The sequence below is a fragment of the Halobacillus aidingensis genome (assembly GCF_900104185.1).
GTDB classification, from domain to species: Bacteria; Bacillota; Bacilli; order Bacillales; family Halobacillaceae; genus Halobacillus; species Halobacillus aidingensis.
In genome coordinates this window covers 1-19,646 of sequence record NZ_FNIZ01000010.1, presented here as the reverse complement: position 1 = coordinate 19,646, position 19,646 = coordinate 1, and the positions used below count along the sequence as shown (strand labels likewise).

Annotated in this window: 20 protein-coding genes and 1 other RNA gene; 18 read left to right on the top strand and 3 right to left on the bottom strand. The window is 42.7% G+C overall.

Annotation, left to right across the window (positions count from 1 at the left end):
- Positions 1-59: 59 nt before the first annotated feature.
- Positions 60-252: non-coding RNA, 6S RNA (gene ssrS, locus BLS23_RS11105), on the top strand.
- A 173-nt stretch (positions 253-425) separates the two neighbouring features.
- Here ssrS and BLS23_RS11100 read toward each other — a convergent pair.
- On the bottom strand, positions 426-1,082 hold the full coding sequence (locus BLS23_RS11100; RefSeq protein ID WP_089652627.1) for an RsfA family transcriptional regulator: 657 nt from the start codon (positions 1,080-1,082) through the stop codon (positions 426-428).
- A gap of 83 nt (positions 1,083-1,165) precedes the next feature.
- Positions 1,166-2,443 (bottom strand): replication-associated recombination protein A, encoded by a 1,278-nt coding sequence (locus tag BLS23_RS11095; protein ID WP_089652626.1) that lies wholly within the window; start codon positions 2,441-2,443, stop codon positions 1,166-1,168.
- 118 nt (positions 2,444-2,561) lie between these two features.
- On the opposite strand from BLS23_RS11095, the gene BLS23_RS11090 reads away from it, so the two are divergent.
- The 17 genes from BLS23_RS11090 to greA all read left to right on the top strand — a co-directional run bounded on the left by BLS23_RS11090 (position 2,562) and on the right by greA (position 18,657).
- Positions 2,562-3,245: a YczE/YyaS/YitT family protein gene (locus BLS23_RS11090; RefSeq protein ID WP_089652625.1), complete on the top strand. Its 684-nt coding sequence runs from the start codon at positions 2,562-2,564 to the stop codon at positions 3,243-3,245.
- A complete protein-coding gene (gene cymR / locus BLS23_RS11085; RefSeq protein WP_089652624.1) occupies positions 3,199-3,618 on the top strand; it encodes a cysteine metabolism transcriptional regulator CymR in 420 nt (139 codons plus the stop codon). The genes BLS23_RS11090 and cymR overlap by 47 nt, the downstream gene beginning before the upstream one ends.
- Before the next feature lie 17 nt (positions 3,619-3,635).
- A complete protein-coding gene (locus BLS23_RS11080) occupies positions 3,636-4,775 on the top strand; it encodes a cysteine desulfurase family protein (RefSeq protein WP_089652623.1) in 1,140 nt (379 codons plus the stop codon).
- Positions 4,776-4,793: 18 nt separating this feature from the next.
- Positions 4,794-5,906, top strand: coding sequence for a tRNA 2-thiouridine(34) synthase MnmA (gene mnmA, locus BLS23_RS11075; protein WP_089652622.1), 1,113 nt, complete (start codon positions 4,794-4,796; stop codon positions 5,904-5,906).
- A gap of 207 nt (positions 5,907-6,113) precedes the next feature.
- Entirely contained in the window at positions 6,114-6,773 is a 660-nt protein-coding gene (locus BLS23_RS11070; RefSeq protein WP_089652621.1) for a tetratricopeptide repeat protein, read from the top strand.
- 15 nt (positions 6,774-6,788) lie between these two features.
- Complete coding sequence (recD2, locus tag BLS23_RS11065; protein ID WP_089652620.1) at positions 6,789-9,113, top strand: SF1B family DNA helicase RecD2; 2,325 nt, start codon at positions 6,789-6,791, stop codon at positions 9,111-9,113.
- An 11-nt stretch (positions 9,114-9,124) separates the two neighbouring features.
- Complete coding sequence (locus BLS23_RS11060; protein ID WP_089652619.1) at positions 9,125-9,937, top strand: TIM barrel protein; 813 nt, start codon at positions 9,125-9,127, stop codon at positions 9,935-9,937.
- A gap of 54 nt (positions 9,938-9,991) precedes the next feature.
- Positions 9,992-10,168 carry a hypothetical protein gene (locus tag BLS23_RS21755; protein WP_089652618.1) on the top strand — a complete coding sequence of 59 codons (177 nt, stop codon included), beginning with the start codon at positions 9,992-9,994 and terminating at the stop codon, positions 10,166-10,168.
- 6 nt (positions 10,169-10,174) lie between these two features.
- On the top strand, positions 10,175-11,242 hold the full coding sequence (locus BLS23_RS11050; protein WP_089652617.1) for an AI-2E family transporter: 1,068 nt from the start codon (positions 10,175-10,177) through the stop codon (positions 11,240-11,242).
- A gap of 345 nt (positions 11,243-11,587) precedes the next feature.
- Positions 11,588-14,224 (top strand): alanine--tRNA ligase, encoded by a 2,637-nt coding sequence (gene alaS / locus BLS23_RS11045; RefSeq protein ID WP_089652616.1) that lies wholly within the window; start codon positions 11,588-11,590, stop codon positions 14,222-14,224.
- Between the two features lie 64 nt (positions 14,225-14,288).
- Positions 14,289-14,561: an IreB family regulatory phosphoprotein gene (locus BLS23_RS11040; RefSeq protein WP_075034715.1), complete on the top strand. Its 273-nt coding sequence runs from the start codon at positions 14,289-14,291 to the stop codon at positions 14,559-14,561.
- Complete coding sequence (gene ruvX / locus BLS23_RS11035) at positions 14,558-14,974, top strand: Holliday junction resolvase RuvX (protein WP_089652615.1); 417 nt, start codon at positions 14,558-14,560, stop codon at positions 14,972-14,974. The genes BLS23_RS11040 and ruvX overlap by 4 nt, the downstream gene beginning before the upstream one ends.
- A gap of 14 nt (positions 14,975-14,988) precedes the next feature.
- Entirely contained in the window at positions 14,989-15,273 is a 285-nt protein-coding gene (locus tag BLS23_RS11030) for a DUF1292 domain-containing protein (protein WP_089652614.1), read from the top strand.
- Positions 15,274-15,447: 174 nt separating this feature from the next.
- On the top strand, positions 15,448-16,572 hold the full coding sequence (mltG, locus tag BLS23_RS11025; RefSeq protein WP_089652613.1) for an endolytic transglycosylase MltG: 1,125 nt from the start codon (positions 15,448-15,450) through the stop codon (positions 16,570-16,572).
- Between the two features lie 108 nt (positions 16,573-16,680).
- Complete coding sequence (locus tag BLS23_RS11020; protein WP_089652612.1) at positions 16,681-17,316, top strand: O-methyltransferase; 636 nt, start codon at positions 16,681-16,683, stop codon at positions 17,314-17,316.
- A gap of 48 nt (positions 17,317-17,364) precedes the next feature.
- On the top strand, positions 17,365-18,018 hold the full coding sequence (udk, locus tag BLS23_RS11015; RefSeq protein WP_089652611.1) for a uridine kinase: 654 nt from the start codon (positions 17,365-17,367) through the stop codon (positions 18,016-18,018).
- A gap of 162 nt (positions 18,019-18,180) precedes the next feature.
- On the top strand, positions 18,181-18,657 hold the full coding sequence (greA, locus tag BLS23_RS11010) for a transcription elongation factor GreA (RefSeq protein ID WP_089652610.1): 477 nt from the start codon (positions 18,181-18,183) through the stop codon (positions 18,655-18,657).
- 573 nt (positions 18,658-19,230) lie between these two features.
- Here greA and BLS23_RS11005 read toward each other — a convergent pair.
- A partial coding sequence (locus BLS23_RS11005; protein ID WP_143015255.1) for a transposase occupies positions 19,231-19,646 on the bottom strand: 416 nt, incomplete at its 5' end.

Below are 19,646 nucleotides of genomic sequence, written 5' to 3'. Positions count from 1 at the left end.
GGTTAATTGTTGATTCTGTTTTTGTTATATGCTAAGATTACATTACAAAATTAAAGAGACCAATCCTGATGTGTACGTTGTTCGAATGTACGTTTTGACCGAACATTTTTGAAACGGGAGCCTGGTGTTTCCACATGGAATGCATGCCTCATAACCATCATTGATGGGAGGACGCAAGAAATGTGGAACAGGGCACCCACCTGCCTAGAGCGGGTTCAAAACTCATGATACGACGGCACAATTGGGATTGGTCTTTTTAATTGCTCTTTACTAAAAATCAATGTGATTAAATAACAAAAGCGTTTCCCTATCAGGGAAACGCTTTTTTAATGGTCAATGCAATGATAAAACAATTAACTGTGTGAAAATTGACTTATGGAGCGACGTCCCGCTCCATTGCTCAGACACACGCGACCTTTATCTGATTAGCGTGCAAGGTTTTCGAGATTCCCGTTTTTCTCCATGCGGAATTGAGGTTTGTAAGCATGATCAGAATCATCAAACATGACCATTTTTCTAGCACGGTCCATAATTTGAATCAAAGCCTGGTAATCTTCGGTCATGGCTTCAAGCTGTCCACTTAATTGCTGGTTTTGTTCTGCTAACTCTTTGTTTTGACGTTCTAGTTTAGATAGTCGGATTTGAAGAGATCCGGAATTTGTACTCTCTTGTTTAAGGTCCGTCAAATAAGCAATGATGTCTTCTAAACCAAGTTCTTGATGAGTTCGCTTCTCCTCATGGATTTCTGAGGTAGCCGGCTCAGGAAGTAAATAGTCTTCTTCCTCTATTTCTGCTTGATACACAACAGGAGCCTGAGGTCTTTGATAGACAGGTTGCTGCTTCGCTTCTTTCCGCTTTTTCTCTTTTCGTTGTTTCTTCGCAAGCTCAACGGCCTGTTCATACTTTTGTCGGACTTCTGCATTCCATCTAAACCCGCAGGCAGCGGAAGTACGGTTTAAAATATCACCGACTTCATCAAAAGCTTTCAATTGTGTGCTTCCTTCCCGTATATGTCTCAGAACGGTTTCAGCTAATAATAGATCATCTTCATGAGACCAGGCATCTTGTCTTACTTTAGGCATATTCACCACTCCTAATTTTATCTTTAAAGATAATAGTTTGTCAGATTTAGTAGTAGTGTAGCCAAGAAGAAGTGGAAATATACTCAAGTAGATTTTTGCTTTTTGATTTTGCTATAAACCTGCTCAAGAGCTTGTTCGAATTTACCCGTCCGTTTCGGTTCATAGTATTGACGTGTTTTTATGAGACCAGGAAGGTATTGCTGGTCTACCCACGCATTCTCATAATTATGGGGATACTTGTACTCGATCCCTCTTCCTAGCTTTTCGGCTCCTTTGTAATGAGAGTCTTTTAAATGTTGAGGAACTTCTCCGCTTTTCCCATTCCTAATATCTGAAAGTGCCGCATCAAGTGCTTTGTACGCACTGTTGGATTTCGGTGAGAGAGCTAGTTCTGTCACAGCCACCGCTAATGGGATGCGGGCCTCAGGAAATCCGATTCTCTCAGCTGCTTCCACGGCAGACAGGGCTCTAGGACCTGCTTGGGGATTGGCGAGGCCAATGTCTTCATATGCAATGACTACTAATCTTCTAGCGATACTATCCAGGTCCCCAGCCTCAATCAAACGACCTAAATAATGAAGGGAAGCGTCAACATCACTGCCGCGAATCGATTTTTGAAACGCTGAGAGGACATCATAATGAGCATCTCCATCCTTATCATGTGTGAAGCTTTTCTTCTGCATACATTCTTCGGCAACCTCTAAGGTGATCTTCACAAGCCCATTTTCCTCAGCAGGTGTAGAGAAAGCGGCGAGTTCCAACCCGTTCAAAGCTGAGCGCAGATCTCCATTGGAAGATTGAGCAAAGTGGTCAAGAGCATCGTCAGTGATTTGGATGTTCATGTGACCAAGGCCCTTTTCGCGATCGTCCAGTGCTCTGTGAATCGCCTGTTTGATGTGATCACTATCCAATCGGAACAGCTCAAATAAATGACAACGGCTTCGAATCGCGGGATTTATGGAATGGTATGGGTTGCTTGTCGTACAACCGATCATGGTTAAACGGTTGCTTTCCAGGTGTGGGAGAAGGAAATCCTGCTTTGCTTTATCCAGCCGGTGGACTTCATCAAGGATCAATACGAGTTGCCCGTGCATCTTCGCTTCTTCAACGGCAATTTCCATGTCTTTCTTCTTATCTGTTACCGCGTTCAACGTTTTATGAGGGATATTCAAGCTTTTGGCAAGTGCGGTCGCCATCGAAGTTTTTCCCGTCCCGGGTGGTCCGAATAAAATCATCGATGCCAGGCGTTCAGCCTTAATCATACGATTGATGGTTTTTCCTTCGGCAACGAGGTGGGACTGTCCGATAATTTCATCTATATTGGCTGGTCGCAATCGAAAAGCGAGGGGTTGCTGACTCATAGAACATTCTCCTTTTGACAGTTATAAATGTAAGCGTAGAATGATTCCAAGGAAAATGCAAGGGACTTGCCATTCATGCTATAATAGCGTTTGGTATAATAGAGAGAGGAAGATGACCATGACTTATGTGAAGGAGAAAAAGCGCGAAAACTTCATTCGCTGGAACTTTTTCTTTATCGGTTTAGTCATCCTGGGCCTCGGCATTTCAATGACAATGCAGGTGAAAGAGTTTGGAATTGGACCATGGGATGTTTTTCATTATGGTCTGTTTCTTAAATTAGGTCTTACCGTAGGAACCTGGTCGATTATTGCCGGATTGCTGATCGTTCTGACGAGTTCAGTTTTACAAAAAATGTGGCCGCAAGTAGGAACGATATTGAATATGATTCTCATCGGTGTTTTTATTGATTTCTTTAATTGGCTTTTGCCAGAACCTGAAACATTGATCATGCAATTATTGATTTTTATATCAGGAACGTTTGTCATTGCTCTTGGGATTGGTGTTTATGTTGCACCTGACATCGGGGCAGGGCCACGTGATAGTCTGATGTTATTGATTACGAAGGCTACTGGATGGAAAGTGTCGACAGTAAGAAATGGAATTGAAATTATCGTAGCCGTGGCAGGTTTTGCTCTTGGTGGGCCTGTTGGGGCAGGGACGGTATTCATCGCCCTGTTTCTGGGTACATTTGTAGGATACACCTTACCACAGGCAAAAACATGGCTACAGTTTTTAATAATGAAGGGTGACATGTATGAAGATATCTACCAAAGGCCGGTACGGGCTAACCATCATGATTGAACTGGCAAGGAAATATGGAGACGGTCCAATTTCCTTGAAACAGATTGCAAGAGACAATAATCTATCCGAACATTACCTGGAGCAACTGATTGCTCCATTGCGAAACGCAAGTCTCGTAAAAAGTGTTCGTGGTGCCTATGGAGGCTATATGCTCACGAAGGCTCCCCACGAAATTACAGCAGGAGATGTGATCCGTGTTTTAGAAGGTCCGATCACACCTGTTGAAGGTATTGAAAATGAAGAGCCTGCGAAGCAGGCGTTGTGGAAGAGGGTCAGAGATGCAGTGAAAGATGTCCTTGATACCACGACGCTTGAAGACTTAAAGGATCATGTCGATGACCAGACTCAAGATGCTTATATGTTTTATATTTAATGGTTGGAGGTGAAAAGATGAAGTCAATTTATTTGGACCATGCAGCGACTTCACCCGTCCATCCCAAAGTGATCGAAGAAATGATGCCTGTTTACAAAGATGTATTTGGCAATCCGTCAAGTGTTCATCAGTTTGGAAGGAAAGCCCGGCGGATTTTGGATGAAGGGCGAAGAAGAATTGCTCATGGCCTCGGTGCGAATGAGAAAGAAATTGTTTTTACGAGCGGAGGAACCGAAGCGGACAATTTAGCGATTATTGGTACGGCGAGAGCTAATCGTTCCAAGGGTAAGCATATCATTACCACTTCGATCGAACATCATGCTACATTACATGCAGTCGAATACTTGGAGTCTCAAGACTTTGAAGTCACCTATTTGCCTGTAGATGAGGATGGAATAGTAAAAGTGGATGACTTAAAAGGTGCTCTTCGTGAGGATACTATTCTTGTCTCTATCATGATGGTTAATAATGAAACAGGAGCGATTCAGCCGATTGAAGAAATAGCCGCTGTTTTAAAGGATCATCAGGGTTATTTTCATTCTGATATTGTTCAGGCATACGGTCTGATGGATATCGATGTTTCACACCTTGGAGTCGATTTGATGGCGGTTTCCGGTCATAAGATCAATGGCCCGAAAGGCATCGGCTTTTTGTATATCCGTGAAGGCACGGTAATTGAATCTCTTCAATATGGTGGAGAACAGGAACGGAAAAGACGAGCAGGGACAGAAAACATTCCGGCCGTTCAAGGGCTGAAGACAGCTGTTGAGATTATGGAGGCTGAGCGTTTGACGTATAAAGAAAAATACCTTCATTATAAGCAGCTCTTTCTTCAAACACTGGAGGAGGAGAACATTTCATGTGAAGTGAATGGGTCCCATGAAAAAACAATAGAATCAATCGTAAACATCAGTTTTCCTGGGATGAACGTGGAAACGCTGCTCACGAATTTTGATTTATCAGGCATCGCTGCTTCGAGCGGAAGTGCCTGTACGGCAGGGTCTGTAGAGCCATCTCATGTTCTTTCCGCGATGTTTGGTTCCGACCACCCGAAAACCACCAATTCGATACGGTTCAGTTTTGGACTTGCAAATAATGAAGAAGATATAACAGAAGCAGCAAGGAGAGTCAGCCAAATTATTAAACGGCTGTCTTGATAAAGGAAGGTGAAAGAAATGAAAGATCCTAAAGATACACGGGTAGTCGTTGGAATGAGTGGCGGGGTGGATTCATCCGTTGCAGCTCTCCTATTGAAAGAACAAGGCTATGATGTCGTGGGTATTTTTATGAAGAACTGGGACGATACCGATGAAAATGGTGTCTGTACAGCTACGGAAGATTATGAAGATGTTATCCGCGTCTGTAACCAGTTGGATATTCCGTATTTTGCAGTGAATTTTGAGAAGCAGTATTGGGATAAAGTGTTCACTTATTTCCTTGATGAGTACAAAAAAGGCCGAACACCGAATCCTGATGTAATGTGTAACAAAGAGATCAAGTTCAAGGCGTTCATGGACCACGCGATGTCTCTCGGAGCTGACTATTTGGCGACGGGCCACTATGCGCAAGTCCGTGAAAACGACGGCACATATGAAATGCTTCGGGGAGTCGATCACAATAAAGACCAAACGTACTTCTTGAACCAGCTATCACAGGAAGTGCTTTCTAAGGTGATGTTCCCGCTAGGTCATCTTGAGAAAAAAGAAGTGCGTAGGATTGCGGAAGAGCATGATCTTGCTACTGCGAAGAAGAAAGATTCTACAGGAATCTGCTTTATCGGAGAGCGTAACTTCAAGGAATTCTTAAGTGAATATTTACCTGCACAACCAGGCAATATGGAAACTCTTGATGGTGAAGTGAAAGGCAAGCATGACGGATTGATGTACTACACATTAGGTCAGCGTCAAGGACTGGGTATTGGAGGCGCTGGAGACCCATGGTTCGTCGTAGGTAAGAATGTGACGGATAATATTCTCTACGTTGGACAAGGGTTTCATCATGATGCGCTGTACTCTGACGGTCTCATCGCTTCCGAAGCAAGCTGGACAAAAGGGTCCGTACCGACCGAGTCATTCAAATGCACGGCTAAATTCCGTTATCGCCAAGAAGACAGCGGAGTGACGGTATACCCGATGGAAGATGGAACGTGGAAAGTCATGTTTGACGAACCAGAACGTGCGATCACTCCAGGGCAGGCGGTCGTCTTTTACGATGGAGAAGTCTGCCTCGGTGGGGCGACAATCGATGTTGTTCTCAAACAAGATCAAGCCATCACTTATGTAGGATAGAATGAAAAAGTCATGTCCGTATTTTTTGGACATGACTTTTTTATGAGTGTCGATTTCCCTTAGTAGCAGGGCATTGAAACAACTTACTTTCCATGTGAGTTTAGTGAGCCTTGCTCTGGAAACTTTCACATGAGCTTCATAGAAAATATGGTTTGTGATACGAAAGTGTCGTTATTATAGGAGACATATTGTAAGGAGAGGTTTGAAATGGATAAGTTAAAGCAAGGAATCGAACAGATGCAAAACCATAATTATGAGGAAGCAGCAAAACTATTTACGGAGGCCATTGACGAGAATCCCAAAGAGCCTGTAGGGTACATCAATTTCGGTAATTTGCTGACACACATGAATGAGCATGAAAGAGCCGAGCGCTTCTTTCATCGTGCCATCGAATTGGATGATACGGCAGCAACCGCCTATTATGGCCTGGGAAATGTGTATTATGAACAGGAAAAGTATACGAAAGCACAGGAACAGTTTATCCAGGCGATTCAGCAAGGATTAGATGAAGCAGATGTTCACTTTATGTTAGGAATGACATTCATTCATCAAGAATACGTGAAGCTTGCTCTCCCTTATCTTCTGAGAGCATCAGAACTGGCACCGGAGGACGTGGATGTCCAATTCCAATATGGTCTATGCCTGGCTCAAAATGGACAGATTGATCAAGCTGAACAAGTCATGAACCATGTGCTACAATTAGAAGAACAACACAGTGATGCGCATTACAACCTTGGTGTCGTTGCTCTTCATCAGGAGAACGCCGGAAAAGCGCTGGAGCATTTTTCTAAAGCATTGGAAATCAATCCTGAGCATATGCTGGCAGCTCATGCCAAAGGGCAAGTGGAACAAGCGTTAAACGAGTAGAGGAGTTCGATGGTTATGACTCAACAATCGCTCTTTCAAGAATCGAATGAAGAACGTCCTTATGTCAAAGGGGAATTGAGCCGGATGATCTTTCACAATGAATCCGAGCACTTTTCGATTGCTTCCATTCATGTGAAGGAAACGAATGAAGCGTTCGAAGAGAAGTCCCTTGTGATCAAAGGGCATTTTTCTCCTTTGGAGGAAGGCGAAACCTATATGTTTTATGGAGAATTCAAAAACCATAAAAAATTCGGGCTGCAATATGAAGTAGACATGTACAATCGTGTGTTGCCGGAAACGAAAGATGGAATCGTCCTCTACTTGTCCAGTGATCTTTTCCACGGCATTGGAAAAAAAACAGCCGAACGGATCGTGGATGAGTTAGGAGAACAAGCGATATCAAGAATATTGGAAAACCGTGATGTGTTAGATGCTGTTCCAAAGTTGCCTAAAGATAAAGCGGATCAACTATATGAGGCCTTGAAAGAGCATCAAGGGTTCGAACACGTCATGATTCATTTGTCTCAATATGGATTTGGTTTGAAGCTTGCTCAAAAAATCTATGAAGCCTTTAAGGATCAAACGATGGCGATCATTGAAGAAGACCCTTACCAGCTCGTCTTTCATGTGGATGGCTTCGGTTTTCATCGAGCGGATGAAATGGCAAAGATGCAGAATCTTTCCCATGATCATCCAACAAGGATTCGAGCGGCGTGCTTGTATATGATGCAAAAAAGCATGAGTGCGGGACATGTCTATCTCCCGACAGAAGAGTGCCTCGTCCAGGTTGAACAACTGTTAAATCAGGGCTCAGAGCCTGCCATTACTTTCGAACAGCTATCTGAGCAAATGATCCATCTTGGTGAAGAACGTTTTGTATATATTGAAGAGGAACGCATCTATCTTCCGACTCTATACTTTGCTGAAAATGGTTTTTGCAGTCATGTGGACCGCATTCAAGAAAAAGAGGTTGATGTAGCGCACACACAAGCAGATTTGATGAAAATCATTGGGGACTTGGAAGAAGAGGAAGCGATGAGTTATGGCGAAGACCAGTTCAACGCCATTGAAAAAGCCCTTCATTCCAAATTGATGATTTTAACCGGTGGACCGGGAACGGGTAAAACGACCGTCATTAAAGGAATCATCCATACGTATGCAGAATTGAACGATTTTTCTATCCATCCCGAAGATTATGATAGTGACAAACCTTTTCCATTCGTCCTTGCAGCACCGACAGGAAGAGCTGCAAAAAGGATGACAGAATCGACAGGACTGCCTGCAAGCACCATCCACCGTTTGTTAGGGTGGGATGGACATGACTCCTTTGAACGCAATCAGAACAACCCGCTGGAAGGGAGTCTGTTGATCATCGATGAATTTTCGATGGTCGATATTTGGCTTGCAAATCAATTGTTCCGCGCCATCCCTGATGATATGCAAGTCTTACTTGTTGGAGATGAAGACCAACTGCCTTCGGTAGGTCCCGGTCAAGTGCTTGCTGATCTCTTAGCTTCTAACACACTTCCATCCGTAAAGTTAACAGAAGTCTATCGTCAAAAGGAAGGTTCGAAAATCATCCAGCTTGCCCATGAGATAAAGAAGGATGCTTGTACGACAGCCTCCCTTGAAAAGGACCATGACTTCAACTTCATCCCGGCAAGAGAACACCAGTTAAGTGATCTCGTGACTAACATTGTCCAAAAAGCGTTGGACAAGGGGAATGAATTGAAAGACATTCAAGTACTTGCTCCGATGTATCGAACAGACGTAGGGATCCATAAGTTGAATGAAAGCATCCAGCAAACGGTTAATCCGAAAAGTAAACAAAAACGCGATTTAAGGCACTTTGAGGTTACTTATCGAAAAGGGGATAAGGTCATCCAATTGGTGAATCAGCCTGAAGATGGTGTTTATAATGGAGATATCGGCGAAATCGTAGCCATTTTCCGTGCGGAAGAAAACGTGGATGGCGTTGAGCAGGTGGTAGTCGATTTTGAAGGAAAAGAAGTCGTCTATCCGAAAAAAGACTTGAACAGCATCATGCATGCCTATTGTACCTCCATTCATAAATCCCAGGGCAGTGAATTTTCCATAGTTATACTGCCAATCGTAAGAAGCTATCGCCGAATGTTAAGAAAGAATCTAATCTATACGGCCATTACAAGATCCAAACAGTCTCTCATTATTTGCGGTGACCAGGAAGCTTTCCTTGACGGTGTGGGTACAACAGATACGAATACAAGATACACAAGGTTAAAAGAGAAACTGCAAGAAGAATCCGTACCTGAAGTGGATACAGAAGAAGGAGAACAGTTGTCACCATATGATTTTATGTAGGAGGGAACGTTTTGGCACATTCTATTGGGATGTCTGGAAGTACCATCATGTCTGATCGTGACCGTCTTCCGGAGCTATTTGATAAAGGATTGCCTCATGTGGAAATAGGAGAGTTTGGGGACAGGGATTCCTATCTCTCCTTTTTGAATTTAGCCAGAGAGAACAAGGTTAGTTTTGGTATTCATGTTCCTCACTTCAGAGAAAACAGCAAGTATGATCTTCTAGAAGAAGTGAAAATGCATCCCTCCCTCGCCAGGAAATTGTTTGTAGAGGAAGTGCAGGAAGCGGCACGATCAGGGGCATCCTATGTCCTTGTTCACTTTCCTTATTTCAAAGGTGAGGCGGAGTCTACTCTTGAAAAGATAGAGGAAGGCTTGCAGTTTTTACAACACTTACAGGAATCGTATGGGGTTCCAATCGTATGTGAACCAAAGCTTGGTCATAATAAATCTTCTGCAGGCATTCAATACCTGTATGATTTTCCTATGAATCTCTGGGAAAAATATGGTCTGAGTATTTGTATTGATATCGGTGATTATAGGATTGCGGTGGGAAACAATTGGAGAGAGTATATAGAGCCACTTCTTCCATTTACCAAAGTCGTACATATGCATAATGTTCGGTTCACTAATAAAGGATATATTTGGACACCGATTCACCCGGACTTTGAAAAGCAGGACACAGCTTTTGACATGACTCCTTGCATAGTACTGCTTGCAAAAGGCAGGGACAAATATTTTATCCTTGAGCACACGCCGCACACCAACCCTTCTGAGGAAGAGGTGGATGAGGGGATTGAATGGGTGATGGAACAACTCAAGTAATGTATGAATCTCATTTTCGTGGACATACTATTTGGTAAAAAAGGAGTATGTCCGATGAGATGTCCGAACTGCAATAATAAGAACCTTGGGAAAATCGGTAACGAACAATACTATTGTTGGAATTGTTGCCTTGAGTTAACGATTGAAGATGGAAAAATGAATATCAACCAAATTGAGGAAGATGGCAGCTTAAGTTCTTTGAATGATATTTTTTATCAGCAGGGATCTTGATGATTCATGAGTGATCGCTCCTCTAAATGGTTGCGGAGATTCACCATCTTTTTTATCATCCTACTTTCTCTCTTATTGCTAGCTTGGTTGTTCCCTTATTATGACGGTGTCCTCATCGTCATGGGGAAAGTGCTGTTGCCGTTTTTACTGGCTCTTGTGTTATCTCTTTTGCTGCATCCACTCGTGCACGTAATCGAGGATCTCGGCCTGTCTCGTACGATTAGCATACTTGTGATTTTTGTGCTCTTCTTTTCGCTGACGGCCTTTGGATTATATAAAGGTATTCCACGATTGCTTGATCAATTGAAGCTTTTAAACGAGCATTTGCCTTATTTGGTTGAGTCCTATCAGGATTGGACAAAGCAGCTTTATGCCCAAACAGAGAAATTGCCGGACGGTCTTCACCATGAAGTCGATGCGCGTTTTGCCAGCTTTGAAGAATGGGTGAGTGGAAGAGTACTGGCTCTACTAGCTGGTCTTAGCGGAATATTTAACATGATTGTGCTTCTAGCTGTTGTGCCTGTCATGACGTTTTATTTTCTTAAAGACTATAAGAGCATAGGGAAAGCTCTAGTTTTCCTACTCCCTTCTCAATGGCATGAGGAGTCCAACAGGTTGGTCAGAGAGTTGAATCACTCTCTGGGAGGCTATATTCGAGGGCAGCTATTGATCAGTTTATTTGTAGGCGTATTAGCTACCGCAGGGTTTTGGTTGATTGACCTTCCCTACCCTTTAGTCTTAGGGTTAATTGCAGGGTTGACCAATATTATCCCCTACTTCGGCCCTCTTCTTGGAGCAGGTCCTGCGGTCATTGTGGCTCTTACCGTGAGTGTGAATACACTCCTTTTCACATTAGCTGTTATTCTGATCATTCAACTGGTCGAAGGAAATCTCCTTTCCCCGTATATCATGGGGAAGAGTATTCATATCCACCCCTTGTTCATCATCTTAGCCTTACTGGTCGGCGGAGAAGTGGCTGGAATTCCTGGACTGATTTTGGCCGTTCCTGTATTGACATGCTTAAAAGTAGTGGCCTCGGAGATCCGTACAGGAAGGTTAAACGTTGACAGATGAACGACAGTTATCTATAATAACGCTTAGCAAAGACTATAAGGACGAAAGAAAACGATGAAGGAAAAAAGTAGGCGATTCGTTCATGATCAGAGAGGTGCGTTCCAGGCTGAAAAACGCATTGCATGGAGGTTGTTGAAAGCTATTCCGGAGTGCGGTTAATTCCCGCCGGGGTCATGCCACGTTAAAGGCATACAAGCTGATAGACGTGTATGTCTATAACCAGGGTGGTACCGCGGAAACAAAACCCCGTCCCTGCCGATTTAAAGGCAGGGACGGGGTTTTTTTGTTCCTCCTTCGTCCGGAACGGTCTCTATACTATTGATGAAACTGAGGAGGTTGTTGAAAATGAAATCATTAACATCAGCGGAAGTCCGTCAAATGTTCCTTGACTTCTTTAAAGAAAAAGGGCATAGCGTAGAACCTAGCGCATCACTCGTCCCTCACGAAGATCCTACACTTCTATGGATCAATAGTGGTGTGGCAACATTGAAAAAATATTTCGATGGCCGCGTCATTCCTGAAAACCCACGAATTGTAAATGCTCAAAAATCGATTCGTACGAACGATATCGAAAATGTAGGATTCACGGCCAGACACCACACCTTCTTTGAGATGCTGGGTAATTTTTCTATTGGAGATTACTTCAAGGAAGAAGCCATGGAATGGGCCTGGGAGTTCCTTACGAGTGATCAATGGATTGGGTTCGACCAAGAAAGGCTTTCTGTAACTGTACACCCGGAAGATGATGAAGCTTACCAAATCTGGAAAGATAAAATCGGACTAGATGAAGAGCGCATCATCCGCATCGAAGAGAATTTCTGGGATATCGGAGAAGGACCTAGTGGCCCGAATACAGAAATCTTTTATGACCGTGGAGAAAAATACGGAAGTGACTCGAGTGATCCAGAACTTTACCCTGGCGGAGAAAATGAACGCTATTTGGAAATCTGGAATCTTGTTTTCTCCCAATTCAACCACAACCCTGATGATACTTATACACCACTTCCTAAGAAAAACATTGATACAGGGATGGGTCTTGAGCGTATTGTTTGTGTCATTCAAGAAACAGAAACGAACTTCGAGACAGATTTATTCCTTCCTATTATTGAAGCAACAGAAAAAATGGCTGATAAAAACTATGGAGACAGCTTCGATACAGATGCATCCTTCAAAGTGATTGCAGACCATATGAGAACCGTGACATTCGCAGTTAGTGATGGGGCCCTGCCTTCGAATGAAGGACGTGGTTACGTCCTGCGTCGTCTGTTGCGAAGAGCTGTACGTTTTGCAAAGCAGATCGGGATTGACAAACCATTCATGTATAAACTAGTTCCTGAAGTCTCTAAAATCATGGTCGACTTCTATCCTGAAGTGAAGGAGAAAGAATCCTTCATTCAAAACGTCATTCAAACAGAAGAAGCACGTTTCCATGAAACCTTGAATGATGGGTTGCAAATTCTTTCCACCATCATCAAACAGGAGACCGAGAAAGGAAGCAACGTCTTCCCTGGAACGGAAGTCTTCCGTTTATATGACACGTATGGCTTCCCGAAAGAACTGACAGAAGAGTACGTAGCAGAAGCTGGCTTCACCATTGATGAAGAAGGTTTCCAAAACGAAATGCAAAAGCAACGGGAGCGCGCACGGAGTGCTCGTCAAAAGACCGATTCCATGCAAGTCCAAGATGGAGTACTAGGTGACGTTCACGTAGAAAGTGAATTCATTGGCTATGACACACTTCAAGTTGAAACGGAAATTGTAGAACTGATTAAAGGAAAAGAGTTCAGTGGATATGCAGAAGAGGGCGACACCATTTACCTGTTCCTATCCCAAACACCTTTTTACGCCGAGAGTGGTGGTCAGATCGCCGATCGCGGTTTCCTGAGAACAGAATCTGCTGTAGTTGAAGTCACCAATGTTCAAAAAGCGCCGAATGGTCAGCACATGCATGAAGCGATCGTTAAACAAGGTTCTATAGAAAAAGGAGCCACAGTGAAGGCAGAAGTCGATCAAAGTGGACGTTCCTTTATTGTTAAAAACCATACAGCGACACACCTTCTGCATCAAGCTTTGAAAGATGTCCTTGGCGAACATGTCAATCAAGCCGGCTCTCTTGTAGCTCCAGATCGCCTGCGCTTTGACTTTTCCCACTTCGGTTCTGTAACGAACGAAGAAATGGAGAAAATTGAGAGCATCGTGAATGAAAAAGTATGGCAGTCTATTCCGGTCTCCATCGAACTCAATTCTATTGAAGAAGCAAAAGCTAAGGGCGCGATGGCCTTATTTGGTGAAAAATATGGGGACACGGTTAGAGTCGTTCAGGTTGGCGATTACAGCCTTGAGCTTTGTGGAGGTTGTCATGTCATGAACACGGCCGAAATCGGCTTATTCAAGATTATTTCAGAGTCTGGAATTGGTGCTGGCACCAGAAGAATCGAGGCTGTCACAGCTAAGGATGCTTATTTGTATATGAATGGCAAAGAAGCGTTGCTGAAAAAAGCTGGGGAGCAGTTGAAGACCAAGCCTGAGCAGGTTCCAGAGCGAATTGAAGTCCTTCATAAAGAAATGAAAGATCTTCAAAAAGAAAATGAATCACTAAGTGCAAAATTATCAAACATGGAAGCCTCCAATATTTTGGATGAAGTGGAGGAAGTCAATGGAGTGAAGATTCTTGCCAAGCAAGTAGATGTGAAAGATATGAATGCTCTCAGGACAATGGTTGATGATCTGAAGCAGAAACTTGACTCCGGAATGATCCTTCTTGCAGCTCCGAATGGAGATAAAGTTCAATTAATTGCAGGAGTATCGAAGGACTTAGTAGAAAAAGGATATCATGCAGGTCAATTAATCAAAGAAGCAGCGACCCGATGCGGTGGTGGCGGTGGTGGCCGTCCAGACATGGCACAAGCGGGTGGTAAGGATGCTTCTAAAATTCCAGAAGCACTTGAATATGCCAAGGAATATGCAAGTCAAAACGCCTAGTTTTTCCTATAGAAGAATTAGGTATATAATAGAGTAAATACTACAAAAGTGCGAGGTGACTGTAATGAGTTCAATGGATAAAACGATGAGGTTCAACTTCTCTGAAGAACCGTTTGATCAAGATGTCCAATCCGTACTTCTATCTGTTTACGGAGCATTACAAGAGAAAGGGTACAATCCGATCAACCAGATTGTCGGATATTTGCTTTCAGGCGACCCTGCGTACATTCCTCGTCATCAGGATGCCAGAAACTTAATCCGCAAAATTGAACGCGACGAGTTGATTGAAGAACTGGTTAAATTTTACATCAAAGAGAATAAAGAGGGCATTGAATGAAAAAAATAGGACTGGATGTGGGCGAAAAAACGATAGGCATCGCCATATCGGACGCCTTTGGCTGGACGGCCCAGGGCCTCACCACACTCCGTTGGGACGAGCAGGACTTCAATACGGCTAAGGAGCCGTTAAGAAAAGTCATCCGTGACCATGATGTGACGGAAGCGGTTGTAGGATTTCCGAAGAATATGAATGGTACGGTCGGCCCACGTGGAGAAGCAAGTCAGGTTTTCGCCTCATGGCTGGAAGAAGAATTTCATCTCCAAACACATCTTTGGGATGAACGCTTAACCACTATGGCAGCCGAACGCGTGCTGCTGGATGCAGATGTCAGCAGGAAAAAACGGAAAAAAGTCATTGATAAAATGGCTGCTGTCATGATTTTGCAAAGTTACTTGGATTCGAAACAATAAGGAGGACGTTTGATATGGCACTAGAAAAAGAAGAACGCATCATCATTCCTGATGAAAATGGGGAAGAGCATTTATTTGAAGTTTTGTTCACCTTTGATGTTGAACAAACAGGACATTCTTACATCGCAGTCGTCCCTGCTGAACAAAAGGATGGGGAAGAAGTAGAAGTCTTTGCCTTCCGTTATGAAGAAAAAGGGAATGAAGAAGATGACCTTGCTCTATTCCAGATCGAATCCGACGATGAATGGGAAATGGTTGAAGAAATGTTGAATACGTTGACAGATGAAGATTTGACGTAATTCCTACCGCCTGCAGCGACCAGCTGCAGGCTTTTATTATTCTCTGAGGTGGCACACTTATTTCATGCTATATAAAACCGAAGAGTCTCTTCTCCTTGTAGAAAATTAAGGGAATATGTAGAAAGATTCTTTCATTTTATAGTATAATGAACCGGATGAAAGGGGGAAGTCCGTTTGTCTAATTCTGACTTTAAAAATCAATATAAAAAAAGATTGAAAACGAGAATAGAGGAAGCAAGTAAAGTGAGAAAAATTGTCTCAATCATTCTTACAGTTTTGGTTCTTGCCCTTGTGATCGGAGGACTTACTGGTTATTTTTACGTGAAGTCTGCTTTAGAGCCTGTAGAGCCAGGGAATGATAAACAGATCAATGTGGATATACCTTTGGGATCTTCTACATCTTCAATAGCAAGTATTCTTGAAGAGAATGATATCATCAAAAACGATTTGATCTTCCGTTTTTATACAAAGTTTAAGAACGAATCTGGATTCCAAGCGGGAAATTATCAATTTACATCTTCCATGACTTTAAATGAAATTATTGAAACGTTAAAAACAGGTAAGCTCGTGAAAGAACCTGTTTACAAAGTGACTGTTCCTGAAGGGCGTAACCTGGAGCAGATTGCAGAGGTGTACGCAGAAGACTTACCATTTACTAAAGAAGAATTCATGGAAAAAGTGGATGATGAAACCTATGTAAAAGAACTGATGTCTGAATATCCTCAACTATTAACAGAAGATATATTGAAAGAAGAAATACGCCATCCCCTCGAAGGGTATTTGTTTGCTGCGACCTATGACGTTTATGTCGAGGATCCAACCATCGATCAGCTTGTGAAGAAAATGCTGGATAAAACCCAGGCGGTGGTCCTTCCTTATGTCAATCAAATGGGGAACCTTGAAGGGATTGAAAATGTTCACGATCTCGTCACGATGGCATCCCTTCTGGAAAACGAAGCTCGAACAGCAGAAAGTCGTCAAATGATTTCCGGCGTGTTTCAAAACCGTATAGATAAAGATATGAAACTTCAAACAGACCCGACCGTGCTTTACGCCCACGGAGAGCATAAAGACCGAGTCCTGTATGAAGATCTGGAAATCGAATCCCCATACAACACCTATTATATAACCGGGCTCCCGGTTGGACCGATTTCAAACTTTAATGAGAACTCTTTACAGGCAGCTGCTAAACCGAAGGATCATGAGTATTTCTATTTCCTGGCTGATAGTAGTGGAGAGATTCATTACGCAAGTTCACTAGAAGAACATAACCAACTGAAAAATGAGTATATCAATTAACATGTTTTTAGAAGGAATGCAAAAAGATACTCGCATTCCTTCTTTTTTTTATGTTAAAATAATGGGGTTGTAAATCGGATGTAAAATTGATGGGAAGGGTGAAACAGGATGAATCAAGAAGAATATTTACAGTCATTGCTTTCAAAGCCTTCCACAGCTGTTAAGAAAATGGAATCCGAAGCAGAAGAACAACGAGTACCAATCATGGAACCGTTGGGGATAGATTTTCTCATGCAGCTTCTCAGGATCCAACAACCAAAAAGAATCCTGGAGATCGGTACAGCCATTGGTTATTCAGCCCTTCGGATGCTGGAAGCTTGTCCAGGTGGTCAAATAATAACGGTCGAACGTGATGAACAGCGGTATAAGGATGCTTTGAAAAATATTAAGGATATGAACGCCGAGGAACAGATCCATGTCATCCAGGGAGATGCCCTAGAGGTAGCATCTACCATTGAAAAAGAAGGCCCGTTTGATTTATTATTTATCGATGCAGCCAAAGGAAAGTATGAAGAATTTTTCCATATGTATTCCCCTATGGTATCCGATACAGGCGTCATTATTTCTGATAACGTACTATTTAAAGGTTTTGTTGCTGACGATTCAGAAGCAAGTCCAAGAATGGCGAAAATCGCTGGTAAAATCAGGAGTTTTAATGAATGGCTTGTTCAACATCCTGATTACTACACAACCATTGTCCCGATCGGGGACGGGGTTGCTATTACGAAAAAGAAGGAAACATAAGAGCTATTATAGATAAGAATGGAATGGATGAAAGGAGCACCCAGGAGCATGAGTGATAAACCAGTAGTGATTGGAGTAGCGGGAGGATCAGGATCAGGGAAAACGAGTGTGACTCGTTCGATTATCCAGCGCTTTACAGATAAGACGTTATTAATGCTAGAACAAGATTATTATTATAAGGATCAAAGTGATGTTCCGTTTGAGGAAAGGTTACAAACAAACTATGATCACCCTCTAGCTTTTGATAATGATCTTCTCATTGAGCACTTGGAACAATTGCTTGATCAAAAGCCTGTAGAAAAACCGGTCTATGATTATAAGATGCATACCCGCTCAGATGAAACCATTCATGTCGAACCGAAAGAAGTGATTATCGTTGAAGGGATTCTAGTCCTGGAAGATGAACGCCTCAGAGATCTCATGGATATTAAAGTTTTTGTAGATACAGATGCAGATGTAAGAATTATCCGTAGATTAATGAGAGATATTGATGAGAGAGGCCGTTCACTCGACTCTGTGATTGAACAATATATCAATGTCGTTCGTCCCATGCACTTGCAATTCGTAGAACCGACCAAACGATACTCGGATATTATCATCCCAGAAGGTGGGCAAAACCACGTGGCCATTGATCTTATGGCAACGAAGATTCAAACGGTTCTTTACGAAAAAGGACAAACAGTGACGAAAGAAAATAGTTGAAATACTACCAAAAATCTGGCATAGTTTTCACTAGTAGTTCTAAATCATAATGTCCTCGGGTAAAGTATAGTAAATCATCTTTAATGAGCGTACAGTCGTACTGCTCATTTCCTATATTAAGGACATCATTTTTTCTTGTATTTAAAGGAGTGTATTTGGACCATGGCAGAAGACAAAAGTTATTATATGACGGAAGAAGGTAAACAAAAATTAGAAGAAGAATTGCATCATTTAAAAACAGAGCGACGCAAAGAAGTAGTCGAACGGATTAAAATCGCTCGCGGTTTCGGAGATCTATCAGAGAACTCTGAGTACGATGCAGCTAAAGATGAACAAGCATTTGTAGAAGCACGAATCACACAAGTAGAAAACATGATTCGAAATGCAGTCATCATCGAAAATGATAATGAAAACCCTGACACAGTGACGATGGGTAAATCTGTAACGTTCCAAGAGCTTCCGGATGGAGACGAAGAGACGTACACGATTGTCGGAAGTGCTGAAGCCGACCCATTTGAAGGCAAAATTTCCAATGACTCTCCAATGGCTCAAAGCTTAATTGGACATGTTGTTGGTGACAAGGTCAAAGTCGCGACACCAGGCGGAGAAATCGACGTAAAAATCATCACAGTCGAATAATAAAAAAGACAGGGTCCTGCCCTGTCTTTTTTTATGCCTACATACGGATCTTCTTAAAGAGTATGGCAGGATTGTGGAAGACTTAGTTTCGAGACTTTTGTTGAGTGGATGGGGGCTGCGGGGAATGGATCGCTTTCCGCGGGAGCGCGGTGAGCCTCCTCGAGCTTCGCTCTGTGGGGTCTCACCAAGCACTTTTTCCCCGCAGGAGTCTCCCCATTCCCCTCCGCCCCTTTGCCTAATTAGTGTCTCGAAACCTCCTTCTCGAATAAGCAACAATCTAGCGATGAGAGTATAAGGAACAAATTCCCGTGCAGAGGTGTTTGAATCCTGAAAGCTTGATACTGAGCGCTTTATACTCCTAACAGTGGGATAGTGGAAGACAATCCAGCTTGGTAAAGGGTTCGTTTCTCAAATAAATCGAATGGGGTGGTTGGGAAGCTGCGCATAGCCGTCAAGCTAGTGAATGATTGTAATTTAGCTTAAGTGATAATCATTTACTATTCCTTTATTTTCCAGTTGGTGCCCTACCAAAAGCTGAAAGTGTCAAGGTTCTAAAAATCAGTCGTTCATCTTTTACTTGTAAGCTATACCTAAAATGTCAAATGGGCTGAGATGGTTCTTTCTGTGCTCTTTTCCTCCGTGAATCCTGGCATTCTCGTAGACAAGCCTTATCATGGCCCTCACGTTTTCGACTCCTGTTTCGGCAGCCGTTATCAGGTGAGGCAAAGACTCGCGCGCTGTGTCGATGCATTTGTATTCACTAGCTTCAGCTTGATGAATCTTGTGTAAATACAATCGACATTGGAACGCCAACATTGATGAGAGAAGTATTTCAATCAACGTTCCATATAAATGACATTCAAAGCGTTCTTGTTTCATCTTTTGAACCTCATCAATCTCAAATAAGGACTTCCACGTTTTAAATAAGATTTCGATTTGCCATCTCAGGGAATACAGAGGGTATAGGTCTTGAGCCTTCAAATTCTCAT

Excerpts from the sequence above, each read along its gene's own strand:
- BLS23_RS11030 (WP_089652614.1), top strand. The coding sequence starts at position 14,989 with ATGGCACTAGAAAAAGAAGAACGCATCATCATTCCTGATGAAAATGGG.
- BLS23_RS11100 (WP_089652627.1), bottom strand. The coding sequence starts at position 1,082 with ATGCCTAAAGTAAGACAAGATGCCTGGTCTCATGAAGATGATCTATTA.
- udk (WP_089652611.1), top strand. The coding sequence starts at position 17,365 with ATGAGTGATAAACCAGTAGTGATTGGAGTAGCGGGAGGATCAGGATCA.
- BLS23_RS11095 (WP_089652626.1), bottom strand. The coding sequence starts at position 2,443 with ATGAGTCAGCAACCCCTCGCTTTTCGATTGCGACCAGCCAATATAGAT.
- BLS23_RS11090 (WP_089652625.1), top strand. The coding sequence starts at position 2,562 with ATGACTTATGTGAAGGAGAAAAAGCGCGAAAACTTCATTCGCTGGAAC.
- mnmA (WP_089652622.1), top strand. The coding sequence starts at position 4,794 with ATGAAAGATCCTAAAGATACACGGGTAGTCGTTGGAATGAGTGGCGGG.
- BLS23_RS21755 (WP_089652618.1), top strand. The coding sequence starts at position 9,992 with ATGAGATGTCCGAACTGCAATAATAAGAACCTTGGGAAAATCGGTAAC.
- BLS23_RS11050 (WP_089652617.1), top strand. The coding sequence starts at position 10,175 with ATGAGTGATCGCTCCTCTAAATGGTTGCGGAGATTCACCATCTTTTTT.
- ruvX (WP_089652615.1), top strand. The coding sequence starts at position 14,558 with ATGAAAAAAATAGGACTGGATGTGGGCGAAAAAACGATAGGCATCGCC.
- recD2 (WP_089652620.1), top strand. The coding sequence starts at position 6,789 with ATGACTCAACAATCGCTCTTTCAAGAATCGAATGAAGAACGTCCTTAT.
- alaS (WP_089652616.1), top strand. The coding sequence starts at position 11,588 with ATGAAATCATTAACATCAGCGGAAGTCCGTCAAATGTTCCTTGACTTC.
- BLS23_RS11020 (WP_089652612.1), top strand. The coding sequence starts at position 16,681 with ATGAATCAAGAAGAATATTTACAGTCATTGCTTTCAAAGCCTTCCACA.
- BLS23_RS11070 (WP_089652621.1), top strand. The coding sequence starts at position 6,114 with ATGGATAAGTTAAAGCAAGGAATCGAACAGATGCAAAACCATAATTAT.
- BLS23_RS11080 (WP_089652623.1), top strand. The coding sequence starts at position 3,636 with ATGAAGTCAATTTATTTGGACCATGCAGCGACTTCACCCGTCCATCCC.
- BLS23_RS11040 (WP_075034715.1), top strand. The coding sequence starts at position 14,289 with ATGAGTTCAATGGATAAAACGATGAGGTTCAACTTCTCTGAAGAACCG.
- cymR (WP_089652624.1), top strand. The coding sequence starts at position 3,199 with ATGAAGATATCTACCAAAGGCCGGTACGGGCTAACCATCATGATTGAA.
- greA (WP_089652610.1), top strand. The coding sequence starts at position 18,181 with ATGGCAGAAGACAAAAGTTATTATATGACGGAAGAAGGTAAACAAAAA.